We start from the raw sequence: 19,343 nt of genomic DNA on the forward strand, positions 1-19,343 counted from the left end.
TTGTCGGATGAGCGACGGAACCGGATTCGCCTCGTGGCGAACTGCGCCCCCCCCTCGTGCGTCCTGTGGCGGTTGAACCCTCGGTCAACCTTGAAAGGACGTTTCATGCCAACACAGACTTCCGCCGCCTTCGCCGGCCTCTGGGTGCCGCTCGTCACCCCCTTTCGCGGCGGCGCCGTGGACCATGAGGCGCTCGGCGCGCTGACGCGACGCCTGGCACCGGCCGGCGTGGCCGGCTTCGTGGTCTGCGGCTCCACCGGCGAGGCCGCCGCGCTGGACGAGGACGAGCAACTCGCCTGCCTGGCCACCGTGGCGCGCCACGCAGGCGGCCGGCCCTTCATGATGGGCCTGAGCGGCTACCACCTCGGCGCCACGCGCGCGTGGGTGCGGTCGGTCTCGGCGCTGGCGGCCTCGCAGGTGCCGGGCCTGTGCGGGCTGCTGGTGCCGGCGCCGCATTACGTGCGCCCCTCGCAGGATGGGCTTCGCGCGTGGTTCGAGGGCCTGGCCGATGCGAGCGCGCTGCCGCTGATCCTCTACGATATTCCCTACCGCACCGGCGCCGTCATCACGCGCGAGACGCTGCTGGCGCTGGCCGCGCATCCGAACATTCGGGCCGTGAAGGACTGTGGTGGCGATGCGGGCAAGACACAGGCGCTGATCGCCGATGGCCGCTTGGCGGTGCTGGCGGGCGAGGACCTGCAGATCTTCAGCACCGTGGCCCTGGGCGGTGCCGGTGCGATCGCCGCGAGCGCGCATCTGCACACGAGCCGCTTCGCCGCGGTGCTGGAAGCGCTCGCGCGCAGCGAGCTGTCGGCGGCGCGGGCCCTGTGGTGGCCGCTGGTGCCGCTGATCGAAGCGCTGTTCGCCGAGCCCAATCCGGGCCCGCTGAAGGCCTTGCTTGCGGGGCAAGGCATGATGCGCGGCGAACTGCGCGCACCCTTGACCGGCGCGTCGACGGCGCTGCGCGAGCGCCTGGCAGCGATCGACGCGTCGCTGGGCCACGGGTGAGCGCAGGCCTGATGCCTCACCTGCCGGAAGGTCAAGCAGGCCGCGGCATGATGGGCACAGTCCACAGTCTCCACTGGCCCCGCGCGGGCCTTCGCCCATGAGCAGCATCCTCGGCCGCGTGCAGCGCGTGCGCCACGAACTGAAGTTTCGCGATCTGGAGGTCACGCGCGTCGAGCGCGTGTCGCCGCACCTGGTGGCGGTGACCTTGAGCGGCGAGTCGCTCGCCGACTTCACGAGCCCGTCGTTCGAGGACCATGTGAAGGTCTTCATCGAGACGGGCGCCGGCGAGCCCGCGCGGCGCGACTACACGCCGCGCCGCTTCGACAACGCCGCGCGCGAGCTGGTGCTCGAGTTCGTGCTGCATGGCGAGGGCCCCGCCTCCGCCTGGGCCGAGGCGGCAGAGCCGGGCCAGATGCTGCGCGTGGCCGGCCCGCGCGGCTCGTTCCTGATCCCGACCGACTACGACTGGCACCTGCTGGTCGGCGACGAGACGGCGCTGCCGGCCATCGCGCGCCGGCTCGAGGAGCTGCCGGCCGGCACGAAGGTCTTCGCGATCCTGCAGGCGGCCGACCCGGCCGACCGCCGCGAGCTGCCCACCGCGGCCGATCTTCAGCTCGATTGGGTGGCCGACGAGGCGGCCTGCCTGGTGGCGATCCGCGCGTTCGCGCTGCCGCCGGGCGAAGGTTATGTGTGGGCCGCCGGCGAGGGCGGCGCGATGGCCGAGCTGCGCCGCATCCTGGTCGACGAGAAAGGCCACGACAAGCGTGCGATCCGTGCGGCGGCCTACTGGAAGCGCGGCGCCGCCGGGGAGCCCGACAGCGCCGACGCGGGCGGCTGACGCCGCAGGGTCAGTTGGAGGTAACCGAGTAGCTGTTGACGCGGAAGTCCTTGCCGCCCGACGACTGGCTGATCTCGAAGCCGTACTGCACTTCACCGAGGGTCGTGTCGGTCATCCAGCCCTTGCTGATCAGCCAGTTCAGGATGGCCTTGATGTCGACGGTGGTGTTGTTGGTCTTGGTGGTGCGGATGAACGAGTACACCAAGTTCGCGGTGTTGTCGCCGCGGAAGATGTTCCAAGTGCTGCCGCCGACCGTCACGTTGGTGTACACCGGTTTGGCGTAACCCGCTGACGTCCAGTTGTACGAGATCGGCTGGGGCAGGCCGCTGGTGGCGCCCGGGGCCGCGGTGTAGTTCAGCCAGATCATGATCTCGTGGTCATGGCTCGAATCCCACACGTCGTAGGTCGAGGTCCACATGCCGCCGGACGGTGTGGTGGCCGACACGGTCGACTTCAGCGTGCTGATCGCGCTGATCGACTTGCCGATGGTGCGGCTGACGTTGGGGTAGGACTTGATGCCGTCGGTGGCCGGGTGGTTGGCCCAGACGCCCCAGTTGCTGTAGGAGTTGGCCCAGATGGTCTGCGGGCCGGCACCGCTGCCCCAGATGTTGTTGTAGAGCGTGTAGCCCCCGTTGTTCCAGGAGCCCCACTGGTCGGACGACGACCAGGTGGCGGCTTGCGCGGGCAAGGCGGTCAGGGCCACCAGGGCGGCGGCGGCGAACAGGCGTTGGCGTGCGTTCATTGTCTCTGTGATGTGGTTGATGGTGAACGTGTGCGGGCAGTCGCCGTGAGCGACGCGGAGCGGGCCCGAATGCCCGTCCGTGCGACGATTCCAGCCCGCGGCCCCGGGCGCGGCCATGGGGCAATCCCGCGCTTTCGGTTCCAAACGGGTTACCAAGCGCGGCGGGCGTGGCCCTCAACCAACGAGGCAGATGTTCAGTGCGCCGCGGGCCACACTGCGAGCTCGTTCAGTGTGTGTCGGCGACGACGGTGAAGCTCACGGCGGGGCAGCGCAAGTCGGCGCCTTGATGCTCGGTGCCGGGCCGCTCGACCGGCCCGGCCTGCGCGACGTGCAGGTCCGTGAGGTGCAGCTTCGGCTGCACGCGGTAGCGCCCCGGGGCCGACACGCTGTAGGCCGGCTCGAGCTCGATCTCGGCGCTGACCGAGGCACCGGCCTCGATGCGCAGGTAGGCCGTTGCATCGGGGGCGCGCCGGCGGACGACCGCCCCCCGATAAGGCAGCGCCCGGCCGTCGCGCGAGAGCGCGACGAAAGGCGCGAGCCAGGCGCCCTCGAACGGCGTGTCCCAACGCAGCATCGCCAGCGGCACCGGGCCGGGGTTGCTGAGCGTGAAGCGCAGCTTCACCGGCTCGCCGGCGGTGACAGTCGCAGGCGCTGCGACCGTGCAGCGCAATGCCGGCGCCGCAAGACTCGGCCCCGAGGACACGAGGCACGCGACGCACACCGCCGACGCCACGAAGAAAGGCGCTCCGAAGGAGCCGCCGCCCTTCAAGTGGCGTGCGCGGATCCGGCTTTGCCGGTCCGCTGCGCGAGCCCCCTCGGGGGGCCGAGCCCGGACAAGAACAGTCCCAATGGACTGTTCTTGCCTGGCGAGGGGCGGGGCCTCTGGCCCGGCGCGGCCTGCAAGGCGCTCCCAGAGGGGGCGTGGGGGCTTCATTTCTCAACGAACGCGCGTTCGAAGACGTAGTCGCCCGGCTCGCCCAGGCGCGGTGAGACCTTCAGGCCGTACTCGTCGAGCAGCGCGCAGGTGTCCTTCAGCATGCTGGGGCTGCCGCAGATCATCGCGCGGTCGACCTTCGGGTCCAGCGGGGGCAGGCCGATGTCGTCGAACAGCTTGTTGCTGTGCATCAGGTCGGTCAGGCGCCCCTGGTTGCGGAAGGGCTCGCGCGTGACGGTGGGGTAGTAGATGAGCTTGGCCCGTACGTCCTCGCCGAAGAACTCGTTGCCGGGCAACTCCTCTTCGATCATCTGCGCGTAGGCCAGCTCGCTCTTCGTGCGCACGCCGTGCACCAGCACGACCTTCTCGAAGCGCTCGTAGGCGGCCGGGTCCTTGATGATGCTGAGGAAGGGGGCCAGGCCGGTGCCGGTGCCGAACAGGTACAGGTGCTTGCCGGGCAGCAGGTCGTGGATCAGCAGCGTGCCGTGCGCCTTGCGCCCGACCAGCACCGTGTCACCGACGCGCAGGTGCTGCAGGCGCGAGGTCAGCGGGCCGTTGGGCACCTTGATGCTGAAGAACTCGAGCCGCTCGTCGTAGTGCGCGCTGGCCACGCTGTAGGCCCGCATCAGCGGCTTGCCGTCGACCATCAGGCCGATCATCACGAACTGACCGCTGTCGAAGCGCAAGGCCGCATCGCGCGTGCACTGGAAGGTGAACAGCGACTCGTTCCAGTGGTGGACGTGGGTGACCTTCTCGACTGAATACGCACTCATCGGTGCATTAGATCAGCGCTGCAATGGCCTCACCCATTTCGGTGGTGCTGGCCGTGCCGCCCAGGTCGCGCGTGCGCGGGCCTTCGACCAACACCGTTTCGATGGCCTTGACGATCGCGTCGTGGGCGGCCTTCTCGCCGAGGAAGTCGAGCATCAGCGCGCCGGACCAGATCATCGCCACCGGATTCGCGATGTTCTGGCCGTAGATGTCGGGCGCCGAGCCGTGCACCGGCTCGAACAGCGACGGGAAACTGCGCTCGGGGTTCAGGTTGGCCGAGGGCGCCAGGCCGATCGTGCCGGTGGTGGCCGGGCCCAGGTCGCTCAGGATGTCGCCAAACAGGTTGGTGGCCACCACCACGTCGAAGCGCTGGGGCTGCAGCACGAAGCGGGCCGACAGGATGTCGATGTGCTGCTTGTCGACCTCCACGTCCGGGTAGGCTTTGCCGACCTCGTCGGCGCGCGCATCCCACCATGGCATGCTGATGGCGATGCCGTTGCTCTTGGTCGCGACGGTGAGCTGCTTGCGCCGGCGCGACTTCGCCAGCTCGAAGGCGTACTTCAGCACCCGCTCGGCGCCGAAGCGCGAGTAGACCGACTCCTGGATCACGACCTCGCGCTCCGTGCCGGCGTACATCACGCCGCCGAGGTTGGTGTACTCGCCCTCGGTGTTCTCGCGCACGACGAAGTAGTCGATGTCGCCGGCCTTGCGCCCGGCCAGCGGGCAAGGCACGCCGTCGAACAGGCGCACCGGGCGCAGGTTGATGTACTGGTCGAACTCGCGGCGGAACTTCAGCAGCGAGCCCCACAGCGAGATGTGGTCGGGCACGGTGGACGGCCAGCCGACGGCGCCGAAGTAGATCGCGTCCTGGCCCTGCAGCTGCGCCTTCCAGTCGGTCGGCATCATGCTGCCGTGCTGCAGGTAGTAGTCGCAGCTCGCCCACTCGACGGGCGTGGTGGCGATCTCGAAGCCGAAGCGGCGCGACGCGGCCTCGAGCACGCGCAGGCCCTCGGGCATCACTTCCTTGCCGATGCCATCGCCAGGGATGGCGGCTATTCTGTAGGTCTTGCTCATGGAGATTTCCAGGGTGTTTCAGTAGGCGCTGGCGCCTGCGGCGGCCATGCCGGCCTCGCTGCCGAGGCCGAACTCGGCGGCCAGCTTGCGGCTGGCCTGGGCCAGGATCGTCACGTCGATGCCGACGGCGACGAAGCGGGCGCCGAGCTCGAGGTAGCGGCGAGCCAGCGCGAGGTCGGACGTTAGCGTGCCGGCGGCCTTGCCGCTGTCCGTGATCGTGCGTATCGCCCGGTCGATCGCGGCCTGGACGTCCGGGTGGCCGGGGCGGCCGCGGTGGCCCATCGAAGCCGAGAGGTCGGCCGGGCCGATGAAGACGCCGTCGACGCCGTCGACCGCGCAGATCGCTGCGAGGTTGTCCAGCGCCGTCACCGTCTCGGCCTGCACCAGCAGGCAGGTCTCGTCGTTGGCCACCTCGAGGTAGTCGCGGCGCGCGCCCCAGCGCGACACCCGCGCGACCCCCGCGCCGACCCCGCGGATGCCCTGCGGCGGGTAGCGTGTGGCGGCCACCAGCGCAGCGGCCTGCTCGGCCGTCTCGACCATCGGCACCAGCAGCGTCTGCGCGCCGATGTCGAGCAGTTGCTTGATCAGCGCCGGGTCGCCGTTGACAGCGCGCACCACCGGCTGGGCGGGGTAGGGGGCCACCGCCTGCAAGTGCGCCAGGGTCGATCGGACATCGTTCGGTGCATGCTCGCCGTCGATCAGCAGCCACTGGAAGCCGGCGGTGGCGCAGATCTCGGCGCTGTAGGGCTGCGCCATCGACAGCCACAGGCCGATCTGCGGCTCGCGCCGCGCCAGCGCGGCCTTGAAGGGGTTGGGCATCGACATCTCCGAGCGTGAAGCGGGCAGCGTGGTGTTCAAGCCAGGCCACCCTGGCAGAGGTACTTGACGTGCAGGTAGTCGTCCAGGCCGTGGACCGAGCCCCCGCGACCATACCCCGATTCCTTGACCCCGCCGAAGGGCGCGGCTTCTGCCGCCTGCGCACCTTCGTTGAAGCCGGCGATGCCGGTCTCCAGCGCCTCGGCCACGCGCCAGATGCGCGCGACCATCAAGCCCTCGACGGCGGCATCCAGATTGGCGTCGTCGATGACGGGCCCTCACTCGGCGCTGCTGCAGCCGTCGCCGTCGACCAGCGGCTTCAGCGCCGGCGCCAGGGTCTTCAGCAACTGGGCGGGCATCGCGCTCGTGAACCGGTAGTTCTCGGCGTAGGGCTCGTGCACATAGGCCATCATCGTGCCGAAGTAGCGCTCGCCGATCAGGAAGACCAGGGTGGCCGATCGGTTGACGACGCGCGACGAGAGCAGCTGGCCGCCGCGCCCGTAGGTGTCGAAGCGGTGATCGCCGGTGCCCGTCTTGCCGCCGATCTCCACCACGCTGCCGTCGCGCCGCACCAGCGCGCCCTTCAACCGCTTGGCGGTGCCCTCCTCGACCACGCCGATCACGGCGCGCCGCACCACGTCGGCGATCTCCGGCGCGAGCACGCGCTCGGCCTGCGTCGGCTGGTAGCTCAGGCGCGTCTCGAACGGCGTGCCCTGCGCGAACTGCAGCGAGGTCACCCGGGTCATCGGCAAGCGCATGCCGCGGTTGACGACGATGCCCATCAACTCGGCGAGCGCCGCGGGCCGGTCGCCCGAGGCGCCCAGTGCGCTCGCGTAGGAAGGCGTCAGCGATTCGAAGGGATAGCCCAGGCGCCGCCAGGCCTTCTGGATCTCGCCGAAGGCCTCCACTTCCAGCAGGTTGCGGATGCGCGCATCCTGGGCGCCCTTGTGGCGGGTCTTGAACAGCCACTGGTAGACCTCCTGCCGCTGCGCGACGCTGGCGGCAACGGCCGCGCCCAGCGTCGCGCCGGGATGCTCGCGCAGATAGGCCGCCACCCACAGCTCCAGCGGGTGCACGCCGGCCAGGTAGCCGCGGTCGGCCAGCGACCAGCGATCCGGGCCGAGCTTGTCGCGCAGCGCCTGCAGGGCCGCCGGCGAGAGATCGGTCTGCGGCAGATAGCGCTCGATGAAGGCCCCGAGGCGATCCAGGCTCGCGTCGGGCTCGAGCGCATACAGCGCGGCGGCCAGGCGCGTGGGCGATGCCCTGGTGGCGGCCACGAGCTGGGCCTCGATCTCGGGCCCGGGCTTGCCGGCGTACTTGCGGTAGAAGCGTGCGACGAACTCGCGCCCTTCCTTGTCGGCGAAGCGCGACAGGTACTGCTGGCGCAGCGGGTTCGAGCTGTCGTCGATCAGCGCGGCGCTCTCGCCTTCGCTGCGCGCCATCACGTGGTGCACGATGTCGCGCATCAGGCGGATGAACACCAGGTTCACCGAACGGGTGAGGGCTTCGCGCACGGTCATCGTGCGGTGGTTGTCTTCGGGCTCGAAGTTGTCGAAGTGGTGCAGGCCGCCGCCGGTGAAGAAGCCTTCGGCGGGGCTGGCGGAGTAGCTGCGCTGCATCGCCGCCTCGAGCATCGCCGGGAGGCTCTTGTCGCCGCCCTTGCCCAGCCGGGCGAAGTGGTCGCGCGCCCAGCGGCTCAGCGGGTCGCGCGGGCTGATCTTCAGCGCAGCGAGCTCCTCGGGGGACAGGCCGCTGTAGCGGCCATGCAGCTCGGCCACCAGTTCCAGGTAGGTGATCAAGGTGCGCAGCTTGGCGGTCGAGCCGAGGTCCAGGCGCGCCCCTTCGTTGAGGTCGAAGGGCTGGTCGAGGTTGTCGGTCTGCACACGCAGCAGGTTGCTGCGCTCGCCGCGCTCGAACAGCGTGAAGCTGAAGGTGATCTTGCTGGGGTCATCTTCCTCGCTCAGCAGCCGGAAGCCGTACAGCCCCGCGGCGTGCGCCGCCTCGCGGTCGCCCAGGCTGCGCAGCAGCGTGGTGACCGCACGCTGCAATTCGCCGTCCAGGGTGCTGGCGACCGACAGGTCGAGGCGATCGAGGTCGTAGGAGCGCGGGATCGCCATCACGGATTGCAGCTTGCCGCGCACGGCGTTCGCCGCCTTGCGCTCGATGAACGAGGCGGGCCGCGCGACGGCGGACTGGGCCCGCAGCGGCAGGGCCAGCGGCAGCGTCGCGTCGCGCAGGGCCGGCGTGATGACGCCGGCATCGGCCATCAGGCGCAGGTAGCTGTCGGTCAGCTGGCGCAGCACCGGCGCGCCTTCGGCCAGGTAGTACGAGGGGCGGCGCTGCGCGACCATCAGCGACAGCGCCTGCTTGAAGGCCAGCGCGCTGCGTGGATTCACTGCAGGGGGGGTGAGCAGCCGGTTCACTTCGCCGAAGTCGCGCCCGTACCAGGCCCACAGGCCGTCGCCCAGGCCGTTGACCTCGCCGAAGCCGGCCTTGGCGGACAGTGGCACGCTGTTGAGGTAGTCGACGACGATCTGCCGGCGCCGCCACAGCGTGTTCTCGCCATCGAGGTAGGCGCGCAGCGAGGCCGAGGCCATCTGGCGCAGCTTCTCTTCCGCGGTGTCGGTGCGGCCCTCGGGCGAATGGCGGTACTTCTCGATCTGCGTGGCCAGGGTGCTGCCGCCGGCGGCGCTGTGCGAGTCGTCGAGGCGGCGCAGGGCCTGGTCGGCCAGCGCCTTGCCGAAACGGTCCCACTCGACGGCGGGGTTGCGCATCGGATACTGCGGGTCGAGCAGTTCACGGTTCTCGATGAAGAGCAGCGAATCGACCAGCAGCGGCGGCACCGCCTCGAAGCGCCAGTAGGTGCGCTCGGGGTAGCGTGCGAGGGCCAGCGCCTGCCCGTGGCAGTCGCTCAGCGTCAGTCCGGCCTGCGGCTTCTCGCGGTAGGGCGCGAACAGGCCCTCATCGACGACCTCGATCATCTTGGGCGACCAGTTGGCCTGAGCCGCCACGGTGAATCCCTGGGTCTGCAGGCGCTGCACGAGTTGGGGCAGGCCGTGGTAGCCCAGGCGCTCGTCGAAGGGCCCCTCGCCGGGGAAGCGAATCGCCGTGCTCGGGCCCGGTTTCACGTCGTAGCGAAGCTGCGACGACAGGCCGCTCAGCCAGGCCGCCTGCCGGCGCGAGGTCTGCGCCTCGTCGACGACGAACGCGGCGGCGGCGAGCACCACGATGAGCAGGACGGCCGCCCAGGTCCAGCGACCGAAGCGCTTGCGCGCCGGGCTAGGCTTCGCGACGGACGAGGTCATCTACACACTGAGCCGAGGGGTTCATCCCGGCCCATTGTGCGGCGCAGCACCCGGCACCTTCAACGGTGATGCAGGGCACCGTTGCTGCCAAGCCGCAGGGGCGCGCCCGCGGCTTTCCTTCTCAGGCGTAGCGGCGGATCATCGCTTCCAGCGGCACGGGCTTGATGCGCGGTGCCTGCCCTGCGCAGCCGAAAGCCTCGAAGCGGGCCTTGACGATGCCTCGTGCAGCGGCCTTGGCGGCCAGCAGCGCCTTGCGCGGGTCGAACTCCTCCGGCTGCTCGGCGAAGACCTGGCGCATCGCGCCGGTCATGGCCAATCGGATGTCGGTGTCTATGTTGACCTTGCGCACGCCATGGCGAATGCCGCGCTGGATCTCTTCGACCGGCACGCCGAAGGTCTCGCGGATCTGCCCGCCGAAGCGGCGGATGATCTCGAGCCACTCCTGCGGCACGCTGGACGAGCCGTGCATCACCAGGTGGGTGTTCGGGATCTGCGCGTGGATGGCGGCGATGCGGTCGATCGCGAGGATGTCGCCGGTCGGCTGGCGGCTGAACTTGTAGGCGCCGTGGCTGGTGCCGATGGCGATGGCCAGCGCATCGACCCCGGTGCGCTCGACGAAGTCCTTGGCCTGCGCGGGGTCGGTCAGCAGCTGGGCATGGTCGAGCACGCCCTCGGCGCCGACGCCGTCTTCCTCGCCGGCGGTGCCGGTCTCGAGCGAGCCGAGGCAGCCGAGCTCACCCTCGACCGACACGCCCACTGCATGCGCGAATTCGCAGACCTTGCGCGTGACCTCGACGTTGTAGTCGTAGCTGGCGGGGGTCTTCGCATCCTCGCGCAGCGAGCCGTCCATCATCACGCTGGTGAAGCCCGAGCGGATCGACTGCTGGCAGACCGCCGGCGTGGCGCCATGGTCCTGGTGCAGCACGATCGGGATGTCGGGGTGGGCCTCGACGGCGGCCAGCACCATGTGGCGCAGATAGGCTTCGCCGGCGTACTTGCGCGCACCGGCCGAGGCCTGCAGGATCACCGGCGCCTGGGCCTGCTCGGCGGCCTCCATGATGGCCTGGATCTGCTCCAGGTTGTTGACGTTGAAGGCGGGCACGCCGTAGTCGTGTTCGGCCGCATGGTCGAGCACCTGGCGCAACGAGACGAGAGCCATCGGAATCTCCTTCGAGAGGTTGTGGTCGGTTTCAGGCCGGATGGGACAGCGAGTCCATCTCGGTGCGCCAGGCGGCGATGTCGGCCAGCGTGACGCGGCCCTCGGGGCCGTTGCCGGCCCCGAGGGCCGGGCGCCAGCCGCGCCGCCGGTCCAGGCCGGGGCCGATGGCGAACGCGCCGTCGATGATCGCGTCGGCGAAGTAGTGGCTCAGCACGACCAGCACCGGCACGTCGGCGGCGCGCGCCGCGGCGACGCCGCCGGGCGAATCCTCGATCGCCACCGCCTGCAGCGGCGACAGGGCGAGTGCCTTCACGGCCAGCTGGTAGGCCTCGGGGTCGGGCTTCTTGCGCTGCACGTCCTCGCCGCAGACGAGCGTGGCGAAGCCGTCGGCCCAGCGCGGGCCCAGGTGTTGGGTCAGCAGCGCGTCGAGGTTGCTGCGGCTGGTGGTGGTGACGATGGCCTGCCGCACGCCGGCCTCGCGGCAATCGGCCATCAGCTCGGCCACGCCAGCACGCAGCGGCAGCGCGCCGCCGCGCACGATGTCGGCATAGATGGTGTTCTTCAGGCGGTGCAGCTCGCGCGCCAGGGCCTCGCGCTGGCCGGCCAGCACCGGGGCGTCGGTGCGGGTGGCCATGTCGTGCAGCAGGCGCTCGCGCCCGCCGGTGATGCGCAGCAGCTCGCCGTAGCGCGCCTCGTTCCAGCGCCACGGCAGGTCCATCGCCTCGAAGGCGAGGTTGAACGCGACGCGGTGGCCGTCGCGCTCGGTCTCGGCGAGCGTGCCGTCCACGTCCCACAGCAGTGCTTTCAAGTCCTGCATCAAGCAGCCCTCATCGAAACGTTCAGCGGGTTCGTCCGCCGTTGGGCGAGGGTGTGCGCCGCCACCTCGAGCAGGTTGCGGAACACGCGTTGCGGCTTCTCCTCCTCGATCGGCCGCCCGGCGTTGTAGCCGTAGGGCACGGCCCAGGCGGCCACGCCGGCGTTGCGGGCGGCCTGCACGTCCAGGCTGGAATCGCCGACGTGCGCCATGCGGCGGGTGTCGACGCGCAGCTCGCGGGCCACGCGCGCCAGCACGCTGCCGTGCGGCTTCTTCTCGTCCCAGGTGTCGCCGCCGACGACGAGGTCGAAGAAGCGGTCCAGGCGCGTGGCCTGCAGCACGCGGCGCAGGTGGCGGCTTTCCTTGTTGCTGACGCAAGCCAGCTTGACGCCGGCCTCCTTCAGCTGCACCAGCGCCGCGCGGGCGCCGCCGTAGGGCACGGCCGAGCTGCCGGCGGTCTGCGCGTAGTGGTGGTCCAGCCGGGCCAGCACCGCGTCGACATCCGTGCACTGCACCAGCGGCGGCTCGTCAAGAAAGGCCTGGGCCAGCAGGCGCAGCATCAGCTCGCGCGTGCCGGCGCCGATCAACAGCGTGATGTCGCGCGTCGGCCGGGGCGCGATGCCGTGGTCTGCCAGCGCGCGGTTGGCCGCCTCGGCGATCTCGCTGGCCGAATCGACCAGGGTGCCGTCGAGGTCGAAGCTGATGAGGTCATACGCCATGGGGCGGGGCTCCTTGCTTGGTCGTTGCTCAGCCTTGGGCCGCGAGCGTGGGTTGCGGCGCGCTCGCGTGGGCCTGCACCAGCTCGGCCAGCGCCTGCGCGGTCAGGCCGAAGAAAGCCGCCAGCGCGCCCTGCGGTGCCGATTCGCCGAAGCGGTCGACGCCCAGCCCGGCGACGCAGCCGTACTGGCCCCACCAGCGGGTCACGCCGGCCTCGACGCCGATGCGCGGCAGGCCGCGGCCGAGCACCGTCTCGCGCCAGTCGGCATCCTGCCGGTCGAACACCGTGCTCGACGGCAGCGAGACCACGCGCACCGGGATGCCGCGCTCCTCGAGCAGCTTCTGCGCTTCGATCGCCAGCGCGACCTCGGAGCCGGTGGCGAGGATCGCCGCGCGCGCGCCGGCACGGTCGCTCAGCACGTAGCCGCCGCGGCGGATCGCCAGCACCTGCTCGGGCCCGCGGGCCTGGGCCGGCAGCGCCTGGCGTGACAGCAGCAAGGCCGACGGCTGGTCGCGCCGGGCCAGCGCCTCGGTCCACGCAACCGCGGTTTCGGCCGCGTCGCAGGGGCGCCAGACATCCAGCCCCGGGATCAGGCGCAGGCTGGCCGCGTGCTCGACCGGCTGGTGAGTCGGCCCGTCCTCGCCCAGGCCGATCGAGTCGTGGGTAAAGACGTGCACCACGCGCTGTTTCATCAGCGCGGCCATGCGCAGCGCATTGCGGCTGTAGTCGGAGAAGGTCAGGAAGGTGCCGCCGTAGGGCACGAAGCCGCCGTGCAGCGCGAGGCCGTTCATCACCGCGGCCATGCCGAACTCGCGCACGCCGTAGTGCACGTGGCGGCCGGCGCCAAGGCCGACGTCGTTGGTGGCCTTCACCGCACCGCAGCCTGGGAAATCGGTCAGGTTCGAGCCGGTCAGGTCGGCCGAGCCGCCCAGCAACTCGGGCAGCTTGGGCGCGAGCCGCGCCAGCACCTGCTGCGAGGCCTTGCGCGTGGCCACGGCCGTGGTCGACGCGCCGAACTCGCTCATCGCGCCCAGCACCGTCTCGGCGAAATCGTGCGGCAGCTCGCCGGCCAGGCGCCGCTCGAGCTCCGCCGCCAGCGCCGGGTGGGCGGCGCGGTAGGCGCTCATGCGCTCGGCGGCCTGGGCGTGCAGCGCCGCGCCGCGCTCGCGCGCGTTCCAGCGCGCGGCGATGTCGGCGGGAATCTCGAACGGCGCATGCGGCCAGCCGATGGCCGCCCGCGTGGCGCGGATCTCGTCGGCGCCCAGCGGCTCGCCGTGCGCCTTGGCTGTGCCGGCGCGAGCCGGCGAGCCGCGTCCGATGGTCGTGCGGCAGACGATCAGCGTCGGGCCCGTCGCCGACTGCCTGGCCTGTGCGATGGCCGCGTCGACCGCATCGACATCGTGGCCGTCGATCGGGCCGATCACGTTCCAGCCGTAGGCCTTGAAGCGTCCGGGCGTGTCGTCGCCGAACCAGCCGGCCACGGGGCCATCGATCGAGATGCCGTTGTCGTCGTACAGCGCGACCAGCTTGTTCAGGCCCCACACGCCGGCCAGCGAGCACACCTCGTGGCTCACGCCTTCCATCAGGCAGCCGTCGCCGAGGAAGACATAGGTGTGGTGGTCGACGACCGCGTGGCCGGGCCGGTTGAACTCGGCCGCGAGGAGCTTCTCGGCCAGCGCCATGCCGACCGCGTTGGCCAGGCCCTGGCCCAGCGGGCCGGTGGTCGTCTCGACGCCGGGCGTGACGCCCACCTCGGGGTGTCCCGGCGTCTTGCTGTGCAGCTGGCGAAAGCGCTTGAGCTCCTCGACGGGCAGGTCGTAGCCCGTCAGGTGCAGCAGCGCATACAGCAGCATCGACGCGTGGCCGTTGCTCAGCACGAAGCGGTCGCGGCCGGGCCACTGCGGGTCGGCGGGGTCGTGGCGCAGGTGCCGGCCCCATAGTGCAACCGCCATTTCGGCCATGCCCATCGGCGCGCCGGGGTGGCCGGAATTGGCGGCCTGCACCGCGTCGATGGCCAGCGCGCGCAGCGCATTGGCCTGCGGGTCGTAGCGGCCGCTGTCGGGGCGCAGCACGCGCTCGGTCGATTCGGAACTCATCGGTGCCTCCTGTTCGGTCAGATGGCACCCAGAGCGCGCTTGCGCCGCTCCATCATGCGCCAGATGAAGGGCGTGAAGATCAGCTGCATCGCCAGCTCCATCTTGCCGCCGGGCACGACGATGGTGTTGGCACGCGACATCCACGCGTTGTTGATCATGTTCAGCAGGTAGGGGAAGTCGATGCCCTTGGGGTTGGCGAAGCGGATCACGCAGATGCTTTCGTCGGCGCTCGGAATGTCGCGGGCGATGAACGGGTTCGAGGTGTCGACGATGGGCACGCGCTGGAAGTTGACGTGGGTGTGGGTGAACTGCGGGCAGATGTAGTTCACGTAGTCGGGCATGCGGCGCAGGATGGTGTCGGTCACCGCCTCGGCCGAGTAGCCGCGCACGTTCTTGTCGCGGTACAGCTTCTGGATCCACTCGAGGTTGATCACCGGCACCACGCCGATCAGCAGGTCAGGGTGGCGCGCGATGTCGACCTCGGGCGTCACGACGGCACCGTGCAGGCCCTCGTAGAACAGCATGTCGGTCCCTTCGGGCAGGTCTTCCCAGGGCGTGAAGGTGCCCGGGTCCTGCTTGTACGGCTTGGCCTCGACGGGGTCGTGCAGGTACTTGCGGCTTTTCCCCGTGCCTGTCTCGCCGTAGCTGCGAAACAGCTGCTCCAGTTCGGCGAACAGGTTGTTCTCGGGCCCGAAGTGGCTGAAGTGCGTGTTGCCGGCCTTCTCGGCCTCGGCCTGCCGGGCGCGCATCTCCTTGCGGTCGAAGCGGTGGAAGCTGTCGCCCTCGATGACGGCCGCCTTCACGCCCTCGCGGCGGAAGATGTTGTCGAAGGTGCGCGTGACCGACGAGGTGCCGGCGCCGGACGAACCGGTGATCGCGATGATGGGGTGGCGTTCTGACATGGTGATTCCCTCCTCAATCCCGGAACAGGCTGCGCGCGGCGAACAGCGGCGCTTCAGGCTCGCGCGTGGCCGGCTCGTGGTGGTAGCGCTCGATGCGCTCGACTTCGTGGCGCGAGCCGAAGACCAGGCCGATGCGCTGGTGCAGCGAGCTCGGCTTGACGCCCAGCATCGGCTGCCGCCCGGTGCTGGCACGGCCGCCGGCCTGCTCCATCAGGAAGCCGATCGGGTTGGCCTCGTACAGCAGGCGCAGCCGGCCCGGCTTGGCCGGATCCTTGGTGTCGCGCGGGTACAGGAAGACGCCGCCGCGCATCAGGATGCGGTGCGCCTCGGCCACCATGCTGGCGATCCAGCGCATGTTGAAATCCTTGCCGCGCGTGCCGGTCGAGCCGGCCAGGCATTCGTCGACGTAGCGCTTGACCGGCGGCTCCCAGAAGCGGCTGTTCGAGGTGTTGATCGCGAACTCGTGGGTGTCCTCGGGCACCTGGATGTCGGGGTGGGTCAGCACGAACTCGCCGAGGTTCGGGTCCAGCGTGAAGCCGGCCACGCCGTTGCCCACGCTGAGCACGAACATCGTCGTCGGGCCATAGAGCGCGTAGCCGGCAGCCACCTGCGCCGCGCCGGGCTGCAGGAAATCGGCCTCGGTCAGCGCGCGGCCGGTGTCGACGCTGTCGGCCGGTGCCCGCAGGATCGAGAAGATGCTGCCGACCGAAACGTTGACGTCGATGTTGCTGGAGCCGTCCAGCGGGTCGAACACCAGCAGGTACTTGCCGCGCGGGAAGGCCTCGGGGATCTGGCGCGGCTCGTCCATCTCTTCCGAGGCCATGCCGGCCAGGTTGCCGCTCCACTCGTTCATGCGGATGAACAGCTCGTTGCTCATCACGTCCAGCGGCTTCTGCTGCTCGCCCTGCACGTTGACGGCGGTGGAAACGGGTGCCAGTGCATCGCCAAGCTGGCCCTGCGCCACGATGCGGGCGATCGCCTTGCAGGCGAGCGACACGTCGAGGATCAGCGCGTTCAGGTCGCCGCTGGCCTGCGGGAAGCGGCGGCGCTGCTCGATCAGGTAGCGGGTCAGCGTCCAGCGGTGGGGCGCGGCGGTGATGTGGCTCATCGAAGTCTCCAGTTGTTCTCGTGATCAGCTCGGCGCGGTGCTCGGTGCGGCGAACACCCGGCTGGCGCGGATGTCGTCCGGCGCGATCGTCGTCAGGTCGTCGCGCGTCAGCTCGCGCTCGCGGTCGGCGAACAGGCGGCTGGCCTGGCGCAGGCGCGCGCGGTCCAGCGCGTTGCGCACGCTGCGGGCGTTGGCGAAGTGCGGCTGCGTGAGCCGGCGGGAGAGGTAGTCGTCGAAGGCGTCGCGCGCGCCGTCGCCGAAGTGGTAGTTCATCTGGCCCAGCATGCGTTCGGCGATCTGCAGCAGCTCGCCGTGCGCGTAGTCGGGGAAGTCGATGTGGTGCGCGATGCGCGAGGCCATGCCGGGGTTGGACTTGAAGAAGGTGTCCATCCGGTCCTTGTAGCCGGCGAGGATCACGACGAGGTCGTCGCGCTGGTTCTCCATCACCTGCAGCAGGATCTCGATCGCTTCCTGGCCGTAGTCGCGCTCGTTCTCGGGGCGGTAGAGGTAGTAGGCCTCGTCGATGAAGAGCACGCCGCCCATGGCCTTCTTCAGCACCTCGCGCGTCTTCGGCGCGGTGTGGCCGATGTACTGGCCGACCAGGTCGTCGCGCGTCACGGCCACCAGGTGGCCTTTGCGCACGTAGCCCAGCCGGTGCAGGATCTCGGCCATGCGCAGCGCGACGGTGGTCTTGCCGGTGCCCGGATTGCCGGTGAAGCACATGTGCAGGCTGGGCGCCTGCGCGGCCAGGCCCTGGTTCAGGCGCAGCTTGTCGATCACCAGCAGCGCGGCGATGTCGCGGATGCGCTGCTTGACCGGCGCGAGGCCGACGAGGTCGCGCTCGAGCTCGTCGATCACCGCCTCGACCTGGCTGCTGGCCAGCACCTCGGCGACGGTGCGCGCCGGGGCGTCAGACACGGCCGGGCTCAGCGGGGCGGCATCGGCCGGCACGGCGCTGCCGGAGATGGCACTCCCCGGGATGGCATACAGCGGCTGCGCCATGGTTCAGCTCCCCGCGCGTTCGCCTTCGGGCCGGTCGGTGGCGTAGCTGTGCACCGTGTAGCGCATCGTGCGGCCGTTGACCTCCTGCCGCTGCAGGCTGAAGCCGGGTTCGCGCGCCGGGCGGTTGACGATGAAGCTCATCGCGATCGATTCGATGCCGCGCGTCGAATCGAAGGCCATCAGGCGGATGTAGTGGTTCGGGAAGGCGGCCCGGCACGACTTCAGCTCCAGCATCACGCCGGCGGCGTCGTGCAGGTCGAACATCGGCATCCCGTACATCTCCCAGAAGGTGTTGCGCGGGTGCGGGTCGTCGGTGTATTCGACGCTCCAGGCGTAGCCCTTGGCCAGGCCGTAGTCGATCTGCAGCGCGATCTCGGCGTCGGTCAGGTCGGGCAGGAAGCTGAACTGGCCCTGGGTGATGCGGCCGGTGGGGTTGGTCATCATGGTGGCGGTCCTTGCGTCAGTGGCGTCAGGGGCGTTCAGGCGGCGACGGCCGGGGTCACGGCGAAATCGCTGGTGTCGGTCGACGCGTAGTTGAAGGACACGTCCTTCCAGGTCTCGAGCGCCTGCTTCAGCGGCGTGCAGAACTGGGCGGCCTTCTGCAGGATCTCGGGGCCCTCGTTCTTGATGTCGCGGCCCTCGTTGCGGGCCTTGACCATGCACTCCAGCGCCACGCGGTTGGCCACCGCGCCGGCCTGGATGCCGGCCGGGTGGCCGATGGTGCCGCCGCCGAACTGCAGGATCACGTCGTCGCCGAACAGGTCGATCAGCTGGTGCATCTGGCCGGCGTGGATGCCGCCCGAGGCCACCGGCATGACCTTCTTCGTGTCGGCCCAGTCCTGGTCGAAGAACAGGCCACGCTGCAGGTCCTGCCGGGTGTAGCTGTCGCGGCAGCAGTTGTAGTAGCCCTGCACCGTCATCGGGTCGCCTTCGAGCTTGCCGACGGCCGTGCCGGTGTGCAGGTGGTCGACGCCGGCCAGGCGCAGCCACTTGGTCATCACGCGGAAGCTCACGCCATGGTTCTTCTGCCGCGTGTAGGTGCCGTGGCCGGCGCGGTGCATGTGGACGATCATGTCGTTCTTGCGCGCCCAGTTGGCCATGCTCTGGATGGCCGACCAGCCGATCACCAGGTCCAGCATGATCACGACCGAGCCCAGTTCCTTGGCGAACTCGGCGCGCTCGTAGATGTCTTCCATCGTCGCGCCGGTCACATTGAGGTAGCTGCCCTTGACCTCGCCGGTGGCGGCGCTGGCCTTGTTGACGCCGTCCATCACGTAGAGGAAGCGGTCGCGCCAGTGCATGAAGGGCTGCGAGTTGATGTTCTCGTCGTCCTTCATGAAATCGAGGCCGCCCTTCAGGCCCTCGTAGATCACGCGGCCGTAGTTGCGCCCGCTCAGGCCCAGCTTGGGCTTGGTGGTAGCGCCCAGCAGCGGGCGGCCGTACTTGTCCAGGCGCTCGCGCTCGACGATCAGGCCGGTCGGCGGGCCCTTGAAGGTCTTCACGTAGGCCACCGGGATGCGGATGTCTTCCAGCCGCGCGGCCTTCAGCGGCTTGAAGCTGAACACGTTGCCGATCAGGCTGGCCGTCATGTTGGCGATCGAGCCTTCCTCGAACAGCACCAGGTCGTAGGCAACCCAGGCGAAGAACTGCCCCGGCGTGCCGGGTACGGGCTCGACCTTGTAGGCCTTGGCGCGGTAGCTGTCGCAGGCGGTCAGGCGGTCGGTCCAGACGACCGTCCAGGTCGCGGTGCTCGACTCGCCGGCCACGGCGGCGGCGGCCTCGATCTCGTCCACCCCTTCTTGCGGGGTGATGCGGAACAGACAGATGACGTCGGTGTCCTTGGGCACGTAATCAGCGTCCCAATAGCCCATCTGGCGGTATTTCAGGACGCCGGCGCTGTAACGCTTCTTCGCGTCAGTGATGACGCCGGTCTCGACGGGTTTGTTCACGGGCTGCCTCCGGTGGGGTGAGCGGCGATTGACGCCGCGGTGAAGGCAATATAAGTTCGTACAAAATTAAACGACAGTCAGTCTTTCTTCGTTTGAAGTTAGATCGG

At 69.8% G+C, this 19,343-nt stretch carries 17 protein-coding genes and 1 pseudogene; 2 read left to right on the plus strand and 16 right to left on the minus strand.

Annotated elements, in window-relative coordinates:
* The first annotated feature begins 105 nt into the window (after positions 1-105).
* Positions 106-1,008 carry a 4-hydroxy-tetrahydrodipicolinate synthase gene (locus tag VJ693_RS22600; protein WP_324157967.1) on the plus strand — a complete coding sequence of 301 codons (903 nt, stop codon included), beginning with the start codon at positions 106-108 and terminating at the stop codon, positions 1,006-1,008.
* A gap of 97 nt (positions 1,009-1,105) precedes the next feature.
* Entirely contained in the window at positions 1,106-1,846 is a 741-nt protein-coding gene (locus VJ693_RS22605) for a siderophore-interacting protein (RefSeq protein WP_324157969.1), read from the plus strand.
* Positions 1,847-1,856: 10 nt separating this feature from the next.
* On the opposite strand, the gene VJ693_RS22610 is transcribed toward VJ693_RS22605, so the two are convergent.
* From VJ693_RS22610 to VJ693_RS22685, 16 genes and pseudogenes are all read right to left on the minus strand, one after another.
* A complete protein-coding gene (locus tag VJ693_RS22610) occupies positions 1,857-2,588 on the minus strand; it encodes a GH12 family glycosyl hydrolase domain-containing protein (RefSeq protein WP_324157971.1) in 732 nt (243 codons plus the stop codon).
* Positions 2,589-2,814: 226 nt separating this feature from the next.
* A complete protein-coding gene (locus VJ693_RS22615) occupies positions 2,815-3,210 on the minus strand; it encodes a hypothetical protein (protein WP_324157973.1) in 396 nt (131 codons plus the stop codon).
* Positions 3,211-3,518: 308 nt separating this feature from the next.
* Complete coding sequence (locus VJ693_RS22620; protein ID WP_324157975.1) at positions 3,519-4,295, minus strand: ferredoxin--NADP reductase; 777 nt, start codon at positions 4,293-4,295, stop codon at positions 3,519-3,521.
* Between the two features lie 7 nt (positions 4,296-4,302).
* Positions 4,303-5,367: a tartrate dehydrogenase gene (locus tag VJ693_RS22625; RefSeq protein WP_324157977.1), complete on the minus strand. Its 1,065-nt coding sequence runs from the start codon at positions 5,365-5,367 to the stop codon at positions 4,303-4,305.
* Positions 5,368-5,385: 18 nt separating this feature from the next.
* The gene (gene hpaI, locus VJ693_RS22630; RefSeq protein WP_324158002.1) at positions 5,386-6,192 is read right to left on the minus strand and encodes a 4-hydroxy-2-oxoheptanedioate aldolase; all 807 of its coding nucleotides are present in this window, start codon (positions 6,190-6,192) and stop codon (positions 5,386-5,388) included.
* Positions 6,193-6,221: 29 nt separating this feature from the next.
* Positions 6,222-6,455, minus strand: a pseudogene (locus VJ693_RS22635) (aldehyde dehydrogenase family protein); the annotation flags it as partial.
* 6 nt (positions 6,456-6,461) lie between these two features.
* On the minus strand, positions 6,462-9,488 hold the full coding sequence (locus tag VJ693_RS22640) for a transglycosylase domain-containing protein (protein ID WP_324157978.1): 3,027 nt from the start codon (positions 9,486-9,488) through the stop codon (positions 6,462-6,464).
* A 121-nt stretch (positions 9,489-9,609) separates the two neighbouring features.
* Entirely contained in the window at positions 9,610-10,647 is a 1,038-nt protein-coding gene (gene fba, locus VJ693_RS22645; RefSeq protein ID WP_324157980.1) for a class II fructose-bisphosphate aldolase, read from the minus strand.
* 31 nt (positions 10,648-10,678) lie between these two features.
* Positions 10,679-11,464 (minus strand): HAD-IA family hydrolase, encoded by a 786-nt coding sequence (locus VJ693_RS22650; RefSeq protein ID WP_324157982.1) that lies wholly within the window; start codon positions 11,462-11,464, stop codon positions 10,679-10,681.
* Complete coding sequence (locus VJ693_RS22655) at positions 11,464-12,180, minus strand: HAD-IA family hydrolase (protein WP_324157984.1); 717 nt, start codon at positions 12,178-12,180, stop codon at positions 11,464-11,466. The genes VJ693_RS22650 and VJ693_RS22655 overlap by 1 nt, the downstream gene beginning before the upstream one ends.
* A gap of 28 nt (positions 12,181-12,208) precedes the next feature.
* Positions 12,209-14,275: a transketolase gene (gene tkt / locus VJ693_RS22660; protein ID WP_324157986.1), complete on the minus strand. Its 2,067-nt coding sequence runs from the start codon at positions 14,273-14,275 to the stop codon at positions 12,209-12,211.
* A gap of 17 nt (positions 14,276-14,292) precedes the next feature.
* Positions 14,293-15,177 (minus strand): phosphoribulokinase, encoded by an 885-nt coding sequence (locus VJ693_RS22665; protein WP_324157988.1) that lies wholly within the window; start codon positions 15,175-15,177, stop codon positions 14,293-14,295.
* Positions 15,178-15,190: 13 nt separating this feature from the next.
* Positions 15,191-16,285, minus strand: a complete 1,095-nt coding sequence (locus VJ693_RS22670; protein WP_324157990.1) for a class 1 fructose-bisphosphatase — start codon at positions 16,283-16,285, stop codon at positions 15,191-15,193.
* Positions 16,286-16,309: 24 nt separating this feature from the next.
* Positions 16,310-17,287 carry a CbbX protein gene (gene cbbX, locus VJ693_RS22675; protein ID WP_324157992.1) on the minus strand — a complete coding sequence of 326 codons (978 nt, stop codon included), beginning with the start codon at positions 17,285-17,287 and terminating at the stop codon, positions 16,310-16,312.
* Positions 17,288-17,290: 3 nt separating this feature from the next.
* A complete protein-coding gene (locus VJ693_RS22680) occupies positions 17,291-17,731 on the minus strand; it encodes a ribulose bisphosphate carboxylase small subunit (protein ID WP_324157993.1) in 441 nt (146 codons plus the stop codon).
* A 35-nt stretch (positions 17,732-17,766) separates the two neighbouring features.
* Complete coding sequence (locus tag VJ693_RS22685; protein WP_324157995.1) at positions 17,767-19,236, minus strand: form I ribulose bisphosphate carboxylase large subunit; 1,470 nt, start codon at positions 19,234-19,236, stop codon at positions 17,767-17,769.
* Positions 19,237-19,343: the final 107 nt, after the last annotated feature.

This window comes from Ideonella sp., assembly GCF_035254525.1.
Taxonomy (GTDB): domain Bacteria; phylum Pseudomonadota; class Gammaproteobacteria; order Burkholderiales; family Burkholderiaceae_C; genus Ideonella.